Consider the following 14,132-nt stretch of genomic DNA (forward strand, 5'->3'; position numbering starts at 1 on the left):
CACAGATGGCGTCAAGAGGCGCCGACGACGACGTGGGGCCCCGGTGCACACAGCACCGGGGCCCCACGGGCAGTACAGAGGACTCAGACGTTGAAGCCGAGCGCCCGAAGCTGCTCGCGACCGTCGTCCGTGATCTTGTCCGGGCCCCACGGCGGCATCCAGACCCAGTTGATGCGGAGCTCGTTGACGAGGCCGTCCGTGGCGGACTTGGCCTGGTCCTCGATGACGTCGGTGAGCGGGCAGGCCGCGGACGTCAGGGTCATGTCGATCGTCGCGATGTTCGCGTCGTCGATGTGAATGCCGTAGATGAGGCCGAGGTTGACGACGTCGATGCCCAGTTCGGGGTCGACGACGTCGTACAGCGCCTCGCGGAGTTCTTCCTCCGAGGCCGGCTTCGTCGTCAAGGTCTCGTTCTCGCTCATGCCGTCTTCCTCTCGGCGCTCTCGCCCAGAGCCTGGGCCGTCGCGTCCTTCCACGCCATCCAGCTCAGGAGAGCGCACTTCACCCGGGCCGGGTACTTGGAGACGCCGGCGAACGCGACCGCGTCCTCCAGCACCTCCTCCATCGCGTCATCGGGCTCGATCCGGCCCTTGGACTGCATCAGCTCCAGGAAGGTCTCCTGGATCTTCTGCCCCTCGGCCAGGTCCTTGCCGACCAGGAGCTCGTTGAGCACGGAGGCCGAGGCCTGGCTGATGGAGCAGCCCTGGCCCTCGTACGAGATGTCCGCGATCTGCTCGCCGTCGTACTTCACGCGCAGCGTGATCTCGTCGCCGCACGTCGGGTTGACGTGGTGCACCTCGGCATCGCCATCCCGCAAGCCCCGCCCGTGCGGGTGCTTGTAGTGGTCCAGGATGACTTCCTGGTACATCGAATCAAGCTTCACGTCTCAGCCAGCCCCTCAGCCGAAGAAGTTCCGGACGTGCTCCAAGCCGTCGACCAACGCGTCGATCTCGGCCGGCGTGGAGTACAGATAGAACGACGCTCGCGTGGTCGCAGGAATTCCGTAGCGCAGGCAGACCGGGCGGGCGCAGTGGTGGCCGACCCGGACCGCGATGCCCTGCTCGTCCAGGACCTGGCCCACGTCGTGCGGGTGGATGTCACCCAGCGTGAACGAGATCGCCGCGCCGCGGTCCTCGGCCGTGGTCGGGCCGATGATCCGCAGGTCCGGGACCTCCAGGAGCCGCTTCACCGCGTACTCGGTGAGCGCGTGCTCGTGGGCGAGGATCTTGTCCATGCCGATCGAGGTCAGATAGTCGATCGCCGCTCCGAGACCGACCGCCTGCGCGATCGGCGGGGTGCCGGCCTCGAACTTGTGCGGCGCCGGGGCGTACGTCGACGAGTGCATCGACACGGTCTCGATCATCTCGCCGCCGCCGAGGAACGGCGGCAGGTCCTCGAGCAGCTCCTGGCGGCCCCAGAGGACGCCGATGCCCGTGGGACCGCACATCTTGTGGCCGGTGAAGGCCACGAAGTCGGCCTGGAGGGCCTGGACGTCCATCGGCATGTGCGGCGCGGCCTGCGAGGCGTCGATCAGGACCAGGGCGCCGACCTCCTGGGCGCGGCGCACTATCGCCTCGACCGGGTTCACGGTGCCCAGGATGTTCGACACCAGCACGAAGGAGACGATCTTCGTCTTCTCCGTGATGATCTCGTTGATGTTCGAGAGGTCGAGACGGCCGTCGTCGGTCAGGCCGAACCACTTCAGCTTCGCGCCCGTGCGCTGCGAGAGCAGCTGCCACGGCACGATGTTGGAGTGGTGCTCCATCTCCGTGATGACGATCTCGGTCTCGTGGTCCACGCGGTAGGGCTCGTCGGCCCAGCCGAGCATGTTGGCCACGAGGTTGAGCGACTCGGAGGCGTTCTTGGTGAAGATCACCTCGTCGCGGCTCGGCGCGTTGATGAACGCGGCGACCTTGTCGCGCGCGCCCTCGTACAGCGCCGTGGCCTCCTCGGCGAGCACATGCACACCGCGGTGGACGTTGGCGTTGTAGCGCTCGTAGTAGCCACTGAGTGCGTCCAGCACCTGGCGCGGCTTCTGCGAAGTCGCCGCGTTGTCCAGGTACACAAGCTTCTTACCGTCGTGGACCTGACGGTCCAGGATGGGGAAGTCCTTGCGGATCGCCTCGGTGTCGAGGAGGCCCGGCAGCTGCGTCACGCGGATACGCCACCCTTCGTGTAAGCCTCGTAGCCCTCGTTCTCCAGCTTGTCGGCGAGCTCGGCGCCGCCGGACTCGACGATCCGGCCCGCGGAGAAGACGTGGACGAAGTCGGGCTTGATGTAGCGCAGGATGCGCGTGTAGTGCGTGATCAGCATGGTGCCGACCTCGCCGGTCTCGCGGACGCGGTTGACGCCCTCGGAGACGATGCGCAGGGCGTCGACGTCCAGGCCGGAGTCGGTCTCGTCGAGGATCGCGATCTTCGGCTTGAGGAGCTCCAGCTGAAGGATCTCGTGGCGCTTCTTCTCACCGCCGGAGAAGCCCTCGTTCACGTTGCGCTCGGCGAAGGAGGGGTCCATGGAGAGGCGCTCCATGGTCTCCTTGACCTCCTTGACCCACGTACGCAGCTTGGGGGCCTCGCCGCGGATCGCCGTGGCGGACGTACGCAGGAAGTTGGAGACCGAGACGCCGGGGACCTCGACCGGGTACTGCATCGCCAGGAACAGGCCCGCGCGGGCACGCTCGTCGACGGACATCTCGAGGACGTCCTCGCCGTCGAGGGTGACGGTGCCACTGGTGATCGTGTACTTCGGGTGGCCCGCGAGCGAGTAGGCGAGGGTCGACTTGCCGGAGCCGTTGGGGCCCATGATGGCGTGCGTCTCGCCCTGCTTCACGGTCAGGTCGACGCCCTTGAGGATCTCCTTCGTGGCGTTGTCGGCCTCGACGGTGACGTGCAGGTCGTGGATTTCAAGCGTTGCCATGGGTTCCTCAGGACTCCTGGGTGAGGGAGACGAGTACGTCGTCCCCTTCGATCTTTACGGGGTATACGGGGACGGGGCGCGTCGCGGGAAGACCGGACGGCTTGCCGGTGCGGAGGTCGAACGCGGAGCCGTGCAGCCAGCACTCGATCTGGCAGTCCTCCACCTCGCCCTCGGAGAGCGAGACGTTCGCGTGCGAGCAGATGTCGTTGATCGCGAACACCTCCCCCTCGGTCTTCACGACCGAGACCGGCGTGCCGTCGAGTTCCACCCGCTTCGGGGTGTCCTCCTCCAGCTCGCTCAGCCCACAGGCGCGCAGGAACGTCGAAGAGGCAGTCATCAGACCGACGCCTCCAGCTCCTCGTCGATCTTCACGAGAAGGCGCTCTTCGATGTCGTCGACGCCGATCTGCTGGACCAGCTCGGCGAAGAAGCCGCGGACCACCAGACGGCGGGCCTCGTCGGCGGGGATGCCGCGGGCCATCAGATAGAAGAGCTGCTCGTCGTCGAAGCGGCCGGTCGCGGAGGCGTGTCCGGCGCCGACGATCTCGCCGGTCTCGATCTCCAGGTTCGGCACGGAGTCGACGCGGGCGCCGTCGGTCAGAACCAGGTTGCGGTTCATCTCGTACGTGTCCGTGCCCTCGGCCTTGGCCTCGATCAGGACGTCACCGATCCACACCGCGTGAGCGCCGTCGCCCTGGAGCGCGCCCTTGTAGGCGACGTTCGACTTGCAGTGCGGGGTGTTGTGGTCGACGAGGAGGCGGTGCTCCTGGTGCTGGCCCGCGTCCGTGAAGTACAGGCCGAAGAGCTCGGCCTCGCCGCCGGTGCCGGCGTAGGCGACGCGCGGGTGGAGGCGTACGAGGTCGCCGCCGAAGGTGACCACGAACGACTTGAAGGTGGCGTCGCGGCCGATCAGCGCGTTGTGCTGGCCGACGTGCACGGCCTTGTCGTCCCAGTCCTGGACGGAGACGACGGTGAGCTTGGCGCCGTCGCCCAGGATGTAGTCGACGTTGGCGGCGAGTACGGCGTCACCGGTGTGGTCGATGACGACGACGGCCTCGGCGAAGGCTCCGAGCTCCACGACCTGGTGGCCGTAGGCGACCCCGCCCTCGCCGTGCACGGCGATACGGATCGGCTCGGTGAGCACCGTCTCCTTGGGGACGGTGACGACACCGGCCTTCTCGAACGCCGAGTACGCCTGGGCGGCGATGCGGTCCACCGGGGTGCCGGCCTTGCCGAGCCGGGCGTCGTCACGGCCGACGGTCTCCACGATGACGCCCTCGGGCGCCTCGATGCCGACCTTCACGCCGTCGCCGGTGGCGACCGCGGTGCCGTCGTGCAGCCCGCGCAGGCGCTCCAGCGGGGTGAACCGCCACTCCTCCTCGCGACCGTGGGGGACCGGGAAGTCCGCCACGTCGAAGGACGGGGGCGCGCTCATGCGCGTGGCGACGGTCGACTCGGCGGCCACCGCGATCTGGCCGGCGGTGGTGGACCCCACCGGGATGTTCTGAGCCTCAGCCATGGCTGTCGTAGTGCTCGCTTTCTGAGTAAGACGTGTGCTGACCGATGGGGGCGGGGTTAGCCGACCGCGCCTTCCATCTGCAGCTCGATCAGCCGGTTGAGCTCAAGGGCGTACTCCATGGGCAGCTCCTTGGCGATCGGCTCGACGAAGCCGCGCACGATCATCGCCATCGCCTCGAACTCGGTCATGCCCCGGCTCATCAGGTAGAAGAGCTGGTCGTCGCTGACCTTGGAGACGGTCGCCTCGTGGCCCATGGACACGTCGTCCTCACGGACGTCCACGTACGGGTACGTGTCGGAACGGGAGATGGTGTCGACGAGCAGCGCGTCGCACAGCACGTTCGACTTGGAGCCGTGAGCGCCCTCGCCGATCTCGACGAGACCGCGGTACGACGTACGGCCGCCACCACGCGCCACGGACTTCGACACGATGTTCGACGACGTGTTCGGCGCCATGTGGACCATCTTGGAGCCGGCGTCCTGGTGCTGGCCCTCGCCCGCGAAGGCGATGGAGAGGGTCTCGCCCTTGGCGTGCTCGCCCATCAGGTAGACGGCCGGGTACTTCATGGTGACCTTGGAACCGATGTTGCCGTCGATCCACTCCATGGTCGCGCCCTCGTACGCCACGGCGCGCTTGGTGACCAGGTTGTAGACGTTGTTCGACCAGTTCTGGATGGTCGTGTAGCGGCAGCGGGCGCCCTTCTTCACGATGATCTCGACGACCGCGGAGTGCAGGGAGTCCGACTTGTAGATCGGGGCCGTACAACCCTCGACGTAGTGGACGTAGGCGTCCTCGTCGACGATGATCAGCGTCCGCTCGAACTGGCCCATGTTCTCCGTGTTGATACGGAAGTAGGCCTGGAGCGGGATCTCGACGTGCACGCCCTTCGGCACGTAGATGAAGGAGCCGCCGGACCACACCGCGGTGTTCAGCGACGCGAACTTGTTGTCGCCGACCGGGATGACCGTGCCGAAGTACTCCTTGAAGAGCTCCGGGTGCTCCTTCAGAGCGGTGTCGGTGTCGAGGAAGATGACGCCCTGCTCCTCCAGGTCCTCGCGGATCTGGTGGTAGACGACCTCGGACTCGTACTGGGCCGCGACACCGGCGACGAGGCGCTGCTTCTCCGCCTCCGGGATGCCGAGCTTGTCGTACGTGTTCTTGATGTCCTCGGGCAGGTCCTCCCAGGACTCCGCCTGCTTCTCCGTGGAGCGCACGAAGTACTTGATGTTGTCGAAGTCGATGCCCGACAGGTCCGAGCCCCAGTTCGGCATGGGCTTCTTCTCGAAAAGGCGCAGGCCCTTGAGGCGGAGCTTGGTCATCCACTCCGGCTCGGACTTCTTCCCGGAGATGTCGCGGACGACGTCCTCGTTGATACCGCGCTTGGCAGAGGCACCGGCCACGTCGGAGTCGGCCCAGCCGTATTCGTACGTGCCCAGACCCTCGAGCTCAGGGTGGGCAGTCTCCTCGATGGGGAGCGTCATGCGGGGTTCCTCCCGGCGGTGCTTGCAGATGCGTTATGTGTGGTCTTGGGGATAAACGTGGTGCATACGCCATCGCCGTGGGCGATGGTGGCCAGCCGCTGGACATGGGTGCCGAGCAGCTGGGAGAAGATCTCGGTCTCCGCCTCGCACAGCTGCGGGAACTGCTCGGCGACATGGGCGACCGGGCAGTGGTGCTGGCAGAGCTGCTCACCAACCGGTGCGTTACGCGCCGTAGCAGCGTACCCGTCCACGCTCAAGGCCTTGGCCAGCGCTTCGGTGCGCTCCTCGGGGGCGGCGGCCTCGACGGTCTTGCGGTACGCGTCGGCCTGGGCGGCCATCCTGGCGCGGGCGAAGGCGACGACGGCCTCGTCCCCGCCCTCGCGCGCCGCGATCCAGCGCAGCGCGTCCGCGGCGAGCTTGTCGTAGGACTGGTCGAAGGCGTCGCGGCCGCAGTCGGTCAGGGCGAACACCTTGGCGGGACGGCCGCGCGTACGCGCTCCGTAGACCCGCTGCTCACGTGCTTCCACGACGTCGTCGGCGACGAGCAGGTCGAGATGACGGCGTACGGCGGCCGGGGTCAGGCCCAGTCGTCCCGCGAGGTCGGTGACGGTCGAGGGGCCGTGGTCCAGGATGGACCGCGCGACCCGGTTGCGCGTCGAGCGCTCCCCGGTCGTGAGTTCCTCCTGCGGGGTCCCCGTGGGGGCCTCCCGAGCCTCGCGAACGTTTTTCACAACGCCATTGTTGCGTAATTCCTCAGAGCCTGACAAGCCGCGTCCTGAGGGGTGGACGGTGCCGTGCATCACTTAGGTATACCTAAGGTGACCTGCGGAAACGATCTTTGATCGATCAATTGGGTGGCGCACAGCCGGGCTCTCGGGGAGACTGCCGAACCATGCCGACACCCCCTCCGACCGGCCCACTCGTCACTCGGGACACCGTCGCCGCACACCTTCTCTCGCTGGGCGTACAGCCAGGAGAAACACTTCTTGTGCACTCCTCCCTCAGCTCCCTCGGCTGGGTCAACGGGGGCCCGGTCGCCGTCGTCCAGGGACTGCTCGACGCACTGGGCCCCGACGGCACTCTGGTGGTCCCGACCCAGTCCGGCGGCCTCTCCGATCCGGCACTGTGGAGCAACCCGCCCGTGCCCGAGGAGTGGTGGTCGACCATCAGGGCGACGATGCCCGCGTACGACCCCCGGGTGACGCCCTCCCAGGGGGTCGGCGTGATCCCGGAGACCGTACGAAACTGGCCGGGCGCCCTGCGCAGCGCGCACCCGGAGACCTCGTTCGCGGCGCTCGGCCCGCGCGCGGCGGCGATCATCGAGGGCCACGCGCCCGACTGCCGGCTCGGCGAGCGCAGCCCGCTGGCCCGCCTGGAGGCCGACGGCGCCCGGATCCTGCTGCTCGGCGCCGGCTACGGCACCTGCACGAGCTTCCACCTGGCCGAGTACCGCGTTCCGTCGCCCGTCGTCGAGGTGGGACGCCCCTCCGCGACGGGCTGGGAGGTGGTGCGGGAGATATCGATCACCTCCGACCTCTTCGACGAGCTCGGCTCCGACTTCGAACGGGACCGTCCCGTCGTACGGGGCAAGGTGGGCGCGGCCGACGCACGGCTGTTCCCGGTGGCCGACGCTGTGGCGTACGCGGAGCGCTGGCTGGCGCTGCACCGGCCGCGGGACCAGTACGTGGATGCGGCCCCCGGCGCCCCCGGGCCTCGACGGCGTCCTTAGACTTGCGCCTCATGCGAAGCGAGCCCGTGGTCCAGGTCCAGGCCCTGGTGAAGCGGTACGGCACGAAGACCGCGGTGGACGGCCTCGACCTGGCGGCCAAGGCGGGTATCACCGCCGTACTCGGACCCAATGGCGCGGGCAAGACGACCACGGTCGAGACCTGCGAGGGGTACCGGAAGCCGGACTCCGGCACGGTGCGCGTCCTGGGCCTCGACCCGGCGAGACAGTCCGCGGAACTGCACTCCCGTATCGGCGTGATGCTCCAGTCCGGCGGCGTCTACTCGGGCGCCCGCGCCGACGAAATGCTCCGGCATGTCGCGAAGCTCCACGCCCACCCGCTGGACGTGGACGCGCTCATCGAGCGGCTCGGCCTCGACAGCTGCGGCCGCACGACCTACCGGCGCCTCTCCGGCGGTCAGCAGCAGCGCCTCGCGCTGGCGATGGCCGTGGTCGGCCGCCCCGAACTGGTCTTCCTCGACGAGCCGACCGCGGGCCTCGACCCGCAGGCCCGGCACGCGACCTGGGACCTGGTCCGCGATCTGCGCGCCGACGGCGTCTCCGTCATCCTCACCACGCACTACATGGACGAGGCCGAGCAGCTCGCCGACGACGTGGCGATCATCGACGCCGGCAAGGTCATCGCCCAGGGCTCGCCCGAGGAGCTGTGCCGCGGCGGCGCCGAGAACACCCTGCGCTTCACCGGCCGCCCCGGGCTCGACGTCGGGTCCCTGCTGAAGGCCCTCCCGGCCGACTCCACGGCCGCCGAGCTGACGCCTGGCGCCTACCGGGTGGGCGGCAAGGTCGATCCCCAGCTGCTGGCGACGGTGACGTCCTGGTGCGCGCAGCACGGGGTGATGCCGGAGAAGATCTCGGTCGAACGCCACACTCTCGAAGACGTGTTTCTGGAACTGACCGGCAAGGAGCTGCGTTCGTGACCGTCGCCGGTACGTACACCCCGAAGCCCAGTGCGGCCCCGCTGCCCCGCATGATCGGCGCGCAGGCCGTCTTCGAGACGAAGATGCTGCTCCGCAACGGTGAGCAGCTCCTCCTGACGGTCGTCATCCCGACGCTGCTGCTCGTGCTGTTCAGCTCGGTCGACATCGTCGACACGGGCAAGGGCGAGGCGGTCGACTTCCTGACCCCCGGCATCCTGGCGCTCGCCGTGATGTCGACGGCGTTCACGGGCCAGGCGATCGCCACGGGTTTCGAGCGGCGTTACGGCGTCCTGAAGCGGCTCGCCGCCTCGCCGCTCCCGCGCTGGGGCCTGATGACCGCGAAGACGGCATCCGTCCTGGTCACGGAGGCCCTCCAGATCATCCTGCTGACGGTGATCGCCTTCGCCCTGGGCTGGTCGCCGCACGGCAACCCGCTGGCCGTACTGCTCCTGCTGATCCTCGGCACGGCAGCCTTCTCGGGCCTCGGCCTGCTGATGGCGGGCACGCTGAAGGCCGAGGCGACCCTGGCCGCCGCCAACCTGGTCTTCCTGCTCCTGCTGGTCGGCGGCGGTGTGATCGTCCCCATGGACAAGTTCCCCTCCGGCGCCCAGGACGTCCTCGGCCTCCTGCCGATCTCGGCACTCTCGGACGGGCTGCGGGATGTCCTTCAGCACGGGGCGGGGATGCCGTGGGGCGACCTCGGGATCCTGGCCGTGTGGGCGGTGGTCGGCCTGGGAGCCGCGGGGAAGTTCTTCCGCTGGGAGTAGTCGGGAGCAGTCCGGAGTAGCGATTTGGGTAGGTGCGGGGCCCTCGTGAAGACATGCACAAGCGGCCCCCTACGATGGGGCGCGTGCCAAACGTGACCCGAGCCGACGCCCTTAGCGCGGTGCGCAACCCGCTCGCCTTCATCGCCGAACGCTGGACCCCGACACCCCGGACGGTCCAGCGGGCGGCCCTCGCCGCGCTCGTCATGTCGGTGGTCATCGTCGTCACCGGCGGCGCCGTGCGGCTGACCGGCTCGGGGCTCGGCTGCCCGACCTGGCCCAAGTGCACCGACGACTCGCTGACCACCACGAGCGCGATGGGCTTCCACGGAGTCATCGAGTTCGGCAACCGCATGCTCACCTACGTCCTGTGCGCCGCGGTCGGCTGGGCGATCATCGCCGCGCGTTCGCAGAAGCCGTGGCGGCGGAGCCTGACCCGGCTGGGCTGGGCCCAGTTCTGGATCGTCATGAGCAACGCGGTCCTCGGCGGCATCGTCGTCCTGGTCGGCCTCAACCCCTACACGGTCGCCGCCCACTTCCTGCTCTCCACCGCGCTCATCACCGTCGCGGCGGTCATGTGGCAGCGCACCCGCGAGGGCGACGGCGAGCCGCGCCCCCTCGTCGGCGCGTCGGTGGGGCAGCTGGTCTGGTTCCTGGTCACCGCCGCCCTCCTGCTGATCGCGGTCGGCACGGTCGTCACCGGCGCCGGCCCGCACGCGGGCGACTCCAGCGAGGTCAACCGGATCCCCATCAGCTGGGAGACGGTCGCCAAGCTGCACGCGGTGCTGGCCTGGATCGTCGTGACGCTGACCTTCGCCCTGTGGTTCGTCCTCAAGGCGGTCGACGCCCCCAAGGGTCCCCTGCACCGCACCCGCGACCTGTTCCTCGTCCTCCTCTCCCAGGGCGCCATCGGCTACGTCCAGTACTTCACGGACCTCCCCGAGGCCCTGGTCGCCCTCCACATGTTCGGCTCCTGCCTGGTGTGGATCGCGGTCCTCCGCGTCCTGCTGGCGCTGCGCGAACGCCCGGACGTCGTGGCGGACCTGCCGGGTCCTTCGGCGGAATCGGCGCTTACGCGCGCGTAGGCCGTATCGACGCTCACGCGCGCGTGGGCCGTACCGGCATTCACGCGCGCGTGGGCCGTTCATAGGCAGTCACCAGGTCGTCGATCGCGGGACCCAGATAGCCCCGTGTCAGCTCGGCCCGGCGCGCCGTCCACTCCTCCGTGGGCGGCGCGGGGTCCTCGTAGCGCCGCCTCCAGATGTCGTCGACCACCTCCACCGGCGCCCCCAGCCCGGGGAGCAGCTCCAGGGCCTCCCTCTTCGATATCAGGCGCCCGTCCCTCAAGGTCGTGGTGGCCCGCGCGAGGGTGATCGTCCCGAGGTCGACCCACACGTCCTGTTTCCAGAGCCGGGCCTTGTCGACCGCGGGCCGCCAGAACTCCTTCTGGTCGCGTACGACGAAATCGCTGAGCTCGTGGTCCAGGAGGGGCGGCAGCAGGTCCTCGGGCGGTTTGCCGTGCAGGACGAGACCGAAGGCGTGCAGTTCACGGCGGGTGACCGGGGTGACCGGGCGTTTCAGCAGCCGGTCATGGGCCCACGTGACGTACGACCGCTCGGCGCCGGCCATGGTGTCAGGGGTGAGATAGCTGCAGTGCAGCTTCCCGGCGAGCGGTTCGTCGGCGCGCAGCCGCCGGTGCAGTCGGACCAGCTTCCGTATCGCGCCGAGCGAGACGGGGCCCTCCAGGACGGCGATCAGGTCGAGATCGCTGCGCCCCTCCTGGTAGTCGCCCCCGGCGAGCGAGCCGTGCGCCCACACGGCGACCGGGGCGAGGGTGCGCAGATCGGCGAGGAAGCGGTCGAGTAACTGGGCGGTGCCTTCATCGGTCATCCGCACAGTCTGGAGCCGCCGGGCACGCCGGTGAAGAGGGGCGTCATTCCACCCCGTACACCCGCCGCGCGTTCCCCGCCGCGATCAGCCCCGCCACCCGCTGCGCGTCGGCCAGCGACCAGGCCCCCTCGGCGACCCAGGTGCCGAGCACCCGTGCGAGCGCCTCGCGGAAGAGGCGTGCCCCGACCACATGAAGTTCGGGCAATCCATGTGCTCCGCTGGAGAAGAGGAGCTTGCCGAAGGGCGCCAGCTCCAGGATCTCGGCGAGGACGGCTGCCGCCCTCGCCCCCGTACGGACCAGGGCGGCGCCCAGGTCGGCGTACACATGCGGGAAGACCCCGGCGAGGTGGGCCGCGTGCCGGTGGTACGGGTAGCCGTGCAGGAGGACGAGGTCGGTGCCGAGTCCGGCCGTGGCGCGGGCGAAGTCGGTGAGCAGGACGGGGTCGGTGCGGTCGATGCGCAGTCCGGGTTCGCCGAGCCCGGCGTGGAGCTGGAGGGGCAGTCCTGACGCCACCGCGATCCACAGCAGGTGGCGGAGGAGGACGGGATCGCTCAGCGGGCCGCCCACCCGGCGGCGCGCCAGCCAGCGGCCCGCCGCGCCCCGCACCTCGCCCGGCCCGGGCGGCTCGGGCGCGAGCGCCAGTCCGTGCCGTCCGCCCGCCACGGACGTGAAGGCCACGGCGTTCGCGGCGGCCCCGTGGACGGACTCGGCGAGATTGGCGAGAAACGACTCGACCGTGCCGGAGGTGTCGGCGACCTGCTCGGCGAGCAGCTCCAGACGGACGATCTCGTGCGCGTCGGCGGCTCCCGTGGAGGCCATCTCGCCCGGCCCGGTCAGATCGCCGGGCAGCCCGGTGTCGACGAGATACGTCGTGATGCCGCTGCCGCGCAGCAGCCTGCGGCCCGATTCCAGTACGCCGAGTTCGCGACGCCTGGCCAGATAGCGGGCGGGGGGACAGTGCGGCTCCAGACCGAGCAGCGGAGGGCACCAGCGGCGTACCGCGAAACCGGTCTGGGTGTCGAAGAAGGTGGTGCCTGCGGCCGGCGGGCCCTCGGTCCTGGCGAGGTGGGCCTCGAAGGTGCCGAGGCCCAGCTCCGTTCTCAGTACGCCGTGGCAGTACTGGTCCACGAGGGACGGCGTTTCGATCATCCGGACTCCCCGCGTAGACGCTGCGCTGCTTACAGGTCTTAACGGGTGGACCGGGGGTCAGGTGATGGCCGTGCGCACCCCGTGCGAAAGCGCTCCGCTGTACGTGCGGTTCGGGCGGTCCGGGCTGTGGTGAGACTGCGGGCCGTCTGTGGCTGGCCGCGCCCACCCGGCGGAGCCGCATATCGATACAGCCTCGCGCCCCTTACAGGGCGCTCCAGCCCGCGTCGGGTTCAGGCCTTCCGTGAGCCGCCCAGCTGGATCCCCGCCATGCGCGTCCACTCGTACGGGCCCGTCTTCACCTTCGCCGCGAACTCGCCGTCGAACTCTTCGTGAACGGTGATGCCGGACTTCTTCACAGCTTCCTCTGCGATCGCGTACGTGGGCGCCACGAGGTCGCCCCAGCCGCCGTCCGCGCCGACGAGCACGATCCGGGCGCCCTTCTGGCCGATGTACGCGACCTGTCCCTCGGCCCCGCCGTGCGCCTTGGAGAAGGCGCCGATCTGCTGGGCGAGCTTGGCGGCCTTGCGCTCGGCCTTGGCGTCCTGGGGGGCGCCGTTGGTCTCGTCAACCTGCTGGGTGTCTGCCATGGCCAGGATGCTACCGACGGGTAGATCAAACGGCGACGGGCGGGGTGCGTGGCCTTGACCACGTACCCCGCCCGTCGCGAAGTCCCGGCGGAGTGTCAGCGCAGGAAGGGATCCACCGCGACGGCCACGAAGAGGATCGACACGTAGGTGATCGACCAGTGGAACAGCCGCATCTCCTTGAGCTTGCCGCCCGTCACCTCGGACTTGGCGCGGTTCTGCAGACCGTGGGCCTCCCACAGCCAGAACCCGCCGGCGGCGAGCGCGACCACCGTGTAGAACCAACCCGTGTAGCCCATCGGGGTGAGGAGCAGCGAGACCGCGACCATCACCCAGCTGTAGATGACGATCTGGCGGGCGACGACCTTGTTGGAGGCGACGACCGGCAGCATCGGCACGCCCACGCGCGCGTAGTCGTCCTTCACCTTCATGGACAGCGGCCAGTAGTGCGGCGGCGTCCAGAAGAACATGACGAGGAAGAGGATGACCGGCGCCCACGACATGGAGTTCGTGACGGACGACCAGCCGATGAGCACCGGGAGGCAGCCCGCGATGCCGCCCCACACGATGTTCTGCGACGTACGGCGCTTGAGGATCATCGTGTAGACGACGACGTAGAAGAGGAGTGCGCCGAGCGAGAGCCAGGCGGACAGCCAGTTGACCGTCAGGCCGAACAGCAGCGTCGAGACGACCGCCAGCGAGATGCCGAACGCCAGGCACTCGCGCGGACTGACCATGCCGGTGACCAGCGGACGCTGGGAGGTGCGCTCCATCAGGGCGTCGATGTCACGGTCGATGTACATGTTCAGCGCGTTGGCGCCACCCGCCGAGAGGTAGCCGCCGAGGCAGGTGAGGAGCACCAGCTTCAGGTCGGGAACACCCTGCTCGGCCAGAAACATCACCGGAACGGTGGTGATCAGCAGCAGTTCGATGATTCGCGGCTTGGTCAGCGCCACGAACGCTTTGACACGGGCCCCGAACGGCCGCTGGCCCCGGCTGCTGCTCTTGGCGAGCACCCCCGCTGGACGGGATTCGACGGCCGTCACGCACACCCCTGACAGAGACATCCCAGCAAGCCCCGGGTGTGAACTCCCGGTAAAGGCTCGCGCGTACCACGCCACTGTAGACGTTGCCCAGACCCCGACATTCGCGGGGGTGGGGTCGT

Annotated in this window: 16 protein-coding genes; 4 read left to right on the forward strand and 12 right to left on the reverse strand. The window is 69.1% G+C overall.

Annotation, left to right across the window (positions count from 1 at the left end; translation table 11 throughout):
* Window positions 1-83: 83 nt before the first annotated feature.
* Genes AB5J50_RS12710 through AB5J50_RS12745 form a run of 8 tightly spaced genes read right to left on the reverse strand, consistent with a single transcriptional unit; the run spans window position 84 to window position 6,646 of the window.
* A complete protein-coding gene (locus tag AB5J50_RS12710; RefSeq protein ID WP_028803403.1) occupies window positions 84-422 on the reverse strand; it encodes a metal-sulfur cluster assembly factor in 339 nt (112 codons plus the stop codon).
* A complete protein-coding gene (gene sufU, locus AB5J50_RS12715) occupies window positions 419-883 on the reverse strand; it encodes a Fe-S cluster assembly sulfur transfer protein SufU (protein WP_369257615.1) in 465 nt (154 codons plus the stop codon). The genes AB5J50_RS12710 and sufU overlap by 4 nt, the downstream gene beginning before the upstream one ends.
* Window positions 884-898: 15 nt before the next feature.
* Window positions 899-2,155: a cysteine desulfurase gene (locus tag AB5J50_RS12720; RefSeq protein WP_369257617.1), complete on the reverse strand. Its 1,257-nt coding sequence runs from the start codon at window positions 2,153-2,155 to the stop codon at window positions 899-901.
* Window positions 2,152-2,916, reverse strand: a complete 765-nt coding sequence (gene sufC, locus AB5J50_RS12725) for a Fe-S cluster assembly ATPase SufC (RefSeq protein WP_369257619.1) — start codon at window positions 2,914-2,916, stop codon at window positions 2,152-2,154. The genes AB5J50_RS12720 and sufC overlap by 4 nt, the downstream gene beginning before the upstream one ends.
* 7 nt (window positions 2,917-2,923) lie before the next feature.
* Entirely contained in the window at window positions 2,924-3,253 is a 330-nt protein-coding gene (locus tag AB5J50_RS12730; protein WP_124004478.1) for a bifunctional 3-phenylpropionate/cinnamic acid dioxygenase ferredoxin subunit, read from the reverse strand.
* The gene (gene sufD / locus AB5J50_RS12735; RefSeq protein ID WP_369257622.1) at window positions 3,253-4,434 is read right to left on the reverse strand and encodes a Fe-S cluster assembly protein SufD; all 1,182 of its coding nucleotides are present in this window, start codon (window positions 4,432-4,434) and stop codon (window positions 3,253-3,255) included. Before sufD ends, AB5J50_RS12730 begins: the two co-directional genes overlap by 1 nt.
* Before the next feature lie 56 nt (window positions 4,435-4,490).
* Entirely contained in the window at window positions 4,491-5,915 is a 1,425-nt protein-coding gene (gene sufB, locus AB5J50_RS12740; protein WP_330303727.1) for a Fe-S cluster assembly protein SufB, read from the reverse strand.
* Window positions 5,912-6,646, reverse strand: coding sequence for a helix-turn-helix transcriptional regulator (locus AB5J50_RS12745; RefSeq protein WP_369257624.1), 735 nt, complete (start codon window positions 6,644-6,646; stop codon window positions 5,912-5,914). Before AB5J50_RS12745 ends, sufB begins: the two co-directional genes overlap by 4 nt.
* Before the next feature lie 161 nt (window positions 6,647-6,807).
* Between AB5J50_RS12745 and AB5J50_RS12750 the strand changes: the two genes are divergently transcribed.
* From AB5J50_RS12750 to AB5J50_RS12765, 4 genes are all read left to right on the forward strand, one after another.
* A complete protein-coding gene (locus AB5J50_RS12750) occupies window positions 6,808-7,644 on the forward strand; it encodes an aminoglycoside N(3)-acetyltransferase (RefSeq protein ID WP_369257626.1) in 837 nt (278 codons plus the stop codon).
* 11 nt (window positions 7,645-7,655) lie between these two features.
* Window positions 7,656-8,579 carry an ABC transporter ATP-binding protein gene (locus AB5J50_RS12755; protein ID WP_327427836.1) on the forward strand — a complete coding sequence of 308 codons (924 nt, stop codon included), beginning with the start codon at window positions 7,656-7,658 and terminating at the stop codon, window positions 8,577-8,579.
* Between the two features lie 50 nt (window positions 8,580-8,629).
* Window positions 8,630-9,346 carry an ABC transporter permease gene (locus tag AB5J50_RS12760; RefSeq protein ID WP_327434962.1) on the forward strand — a complete coding sequence of 239 codons (717 nt, stop codon included), beginning with the start codon at window positions 8,630-8,632 and terminating at the stop codon, window positions 9,344-9,346.
* 74 nt (window positions 9,347-9,420) lie between these two features.
* Window positions 9,421-10,428, forward strand: coding sequence for a heme A synthase (locus AB5J50_RS12765; protein WP_369257629.1), 1,008 nt, complete (start codon window positions 9,421-9,423; stop codon window positions 10,426-10,428).
* Window positions 10,429-10,468: 40 nt separating this feature from the next.
* Here AB5J50_RS12765 and AB5J50_RS12770 read toward each other — a convergent pair whose 3' ends face one another.
* From AB5J50_RS12770 to AB5J50_RS12785, 4 genes are all read right to left on the reverse strand, one after another.
* Entirely contained in the window at window positions 10,469-11,233 is a 765-nt protein-coding gene (locus AB5J50_RS12770; RefSeq protein WP_369257631.1) for a nucleotidyltransferase domain-containing protein, read from the reverse strand.
* A 43-nt stretch (window positions 11,234-11,276) separates the two neighbouring features.
* Window positions 11,277-12,383: an amidohydrolase family protein gene (locus AB5J50_RS12775; RefSeq protein WP_369257632.1), complete on the reverse strand. Its 1,107-nt coding sequence runs from the start codon at window positions 12,381-12,383 to the stop codon at window positions 11,277-11,279.
* A 230-nt stretch (window positions 12,384-12,613) separates the two neighbouring features.
* Window positions 12,614-12,970 (reverse strand): hypothetical protein, encoded by a 357-nt coding sequence (locus AB5J50_RS12780; RefSeq protein ID WP_369257634.1) that lies wholly within the window; start codon window positions 12,968-12,970, stop codon window positions 12,614-12,616.
* 95 nt (window positions 12,971-13,065) lie between these two features.
* Window positions 13,066-14,019, reverse strand: coding sequence for a heme o synthase (locus AB5J50_RS12785; RefSeq protein WP_369265377.1), 954 nt, complete (start codon window positions 14,017-14,019; stop codon window positions 13,066-13,068).
* Window positions 14,020-14,132 lie beyond the last annotated feature (113 nt).

The sequence above is a fragment of the Streptomyces sp. R35 genome, from assembly GCF_041053035.1.
GTDB classification, from domain to species: Bacteria; Actinomycetota; Actinomycetes; order Streptomycetales; family Streptomycetaceae; genus Streptomyces; species Streptomyces lutosisoli.

Excerpts from the sequence above, each read along its gene's own strand:
- AB5J50_RS12710 (WP_028803403.1), bottom strand. The coding sequence starts at position 422 with ATGAGCGAGAACGAGACCTTGACGACGAAGCCGGCCTCGGAGGAAGAA.
- sufC (WP_369257619.1), bottom strand. The coding sequence starts at position 2,916 with ATGGCAACGCTTGAAATCCACGACCTGCACGTCACCGTCGAGGCCGAC.
- AB5J50_RS12730 (WP_124004478.1), bottom strand. The coding sequence starts at position 3,253 with ATGACTGCCTCTTCGACGTTCCTGCGCGCCTGTGGGCTGAGCGAGCTG.
- sufD (WP_369257622.1), bottom strand. The coding sequence starts at position 4,434 with ATGGCTGAGGCTCAGAACATCCCGGTGGGGTCCACCACCGCCGGCCAG.
- sufB (WP_330303727.1), bottom strand. The coding sequence starts at position 5,915 with ATGACGCTCCCCATCGAGGAGACTGCCCACCCTGAGCTCGAGGGTCTG.
- AB5J50_RS12750 (WP_369257626.1), top strand. The coding sequence starts at position 6,808 with ATGCCGACACCCCCTCCGACCGGCCCACTCGTCACTCGGGACACCGTC.
- AB5J50_RS12755 (WP_327427836.1), top strand. The coding sequence starts at position 7,656 with ATGCGAAGCGAGCCCGTGGTCCAGGTCCAGGCCCTGGTGAAGCGGTAC.
- AB5J50_RS12760 (WP_327434962.1), top strand. The coding sequence starts at position 8,630 with ATGATCGGCGCGCAGGCCGTCTTCGAGACGAAGATGCTGCTCCGCAAC.
- AB5J50_RS12765 (WP_369257629.1), top strand. The coding sequence starts at position 9,421 with ATGGGGCGCGTGCCAAACGTGACCCGAGCCGACGCCCTTAGCGCGGTG.
- AB5J50_RS12770 (WP_369257631.1), bottom strand. The coding sequence starts at position 11,233 with ATGACCGATGAAGGCACCGCCCAGTTACTCGACCGCTTCCTCGCCGAT.
- AB5J50_RS12775 (WP_369257632.1), bottom strand. The coding sequence starts at position 12,383 with ATGATCGAAACGCCGTCCCTCGTGGACCAGTACTGCCACGGCGTACTG.
- AB5J50_RS12780 (WP_369257634.1), bottom strand. The coding sequence starts at position 12,970 with ATGGCAGACACCCAGCAGGTTGACGAGACCAACGGCGCCCCCCAGGAC.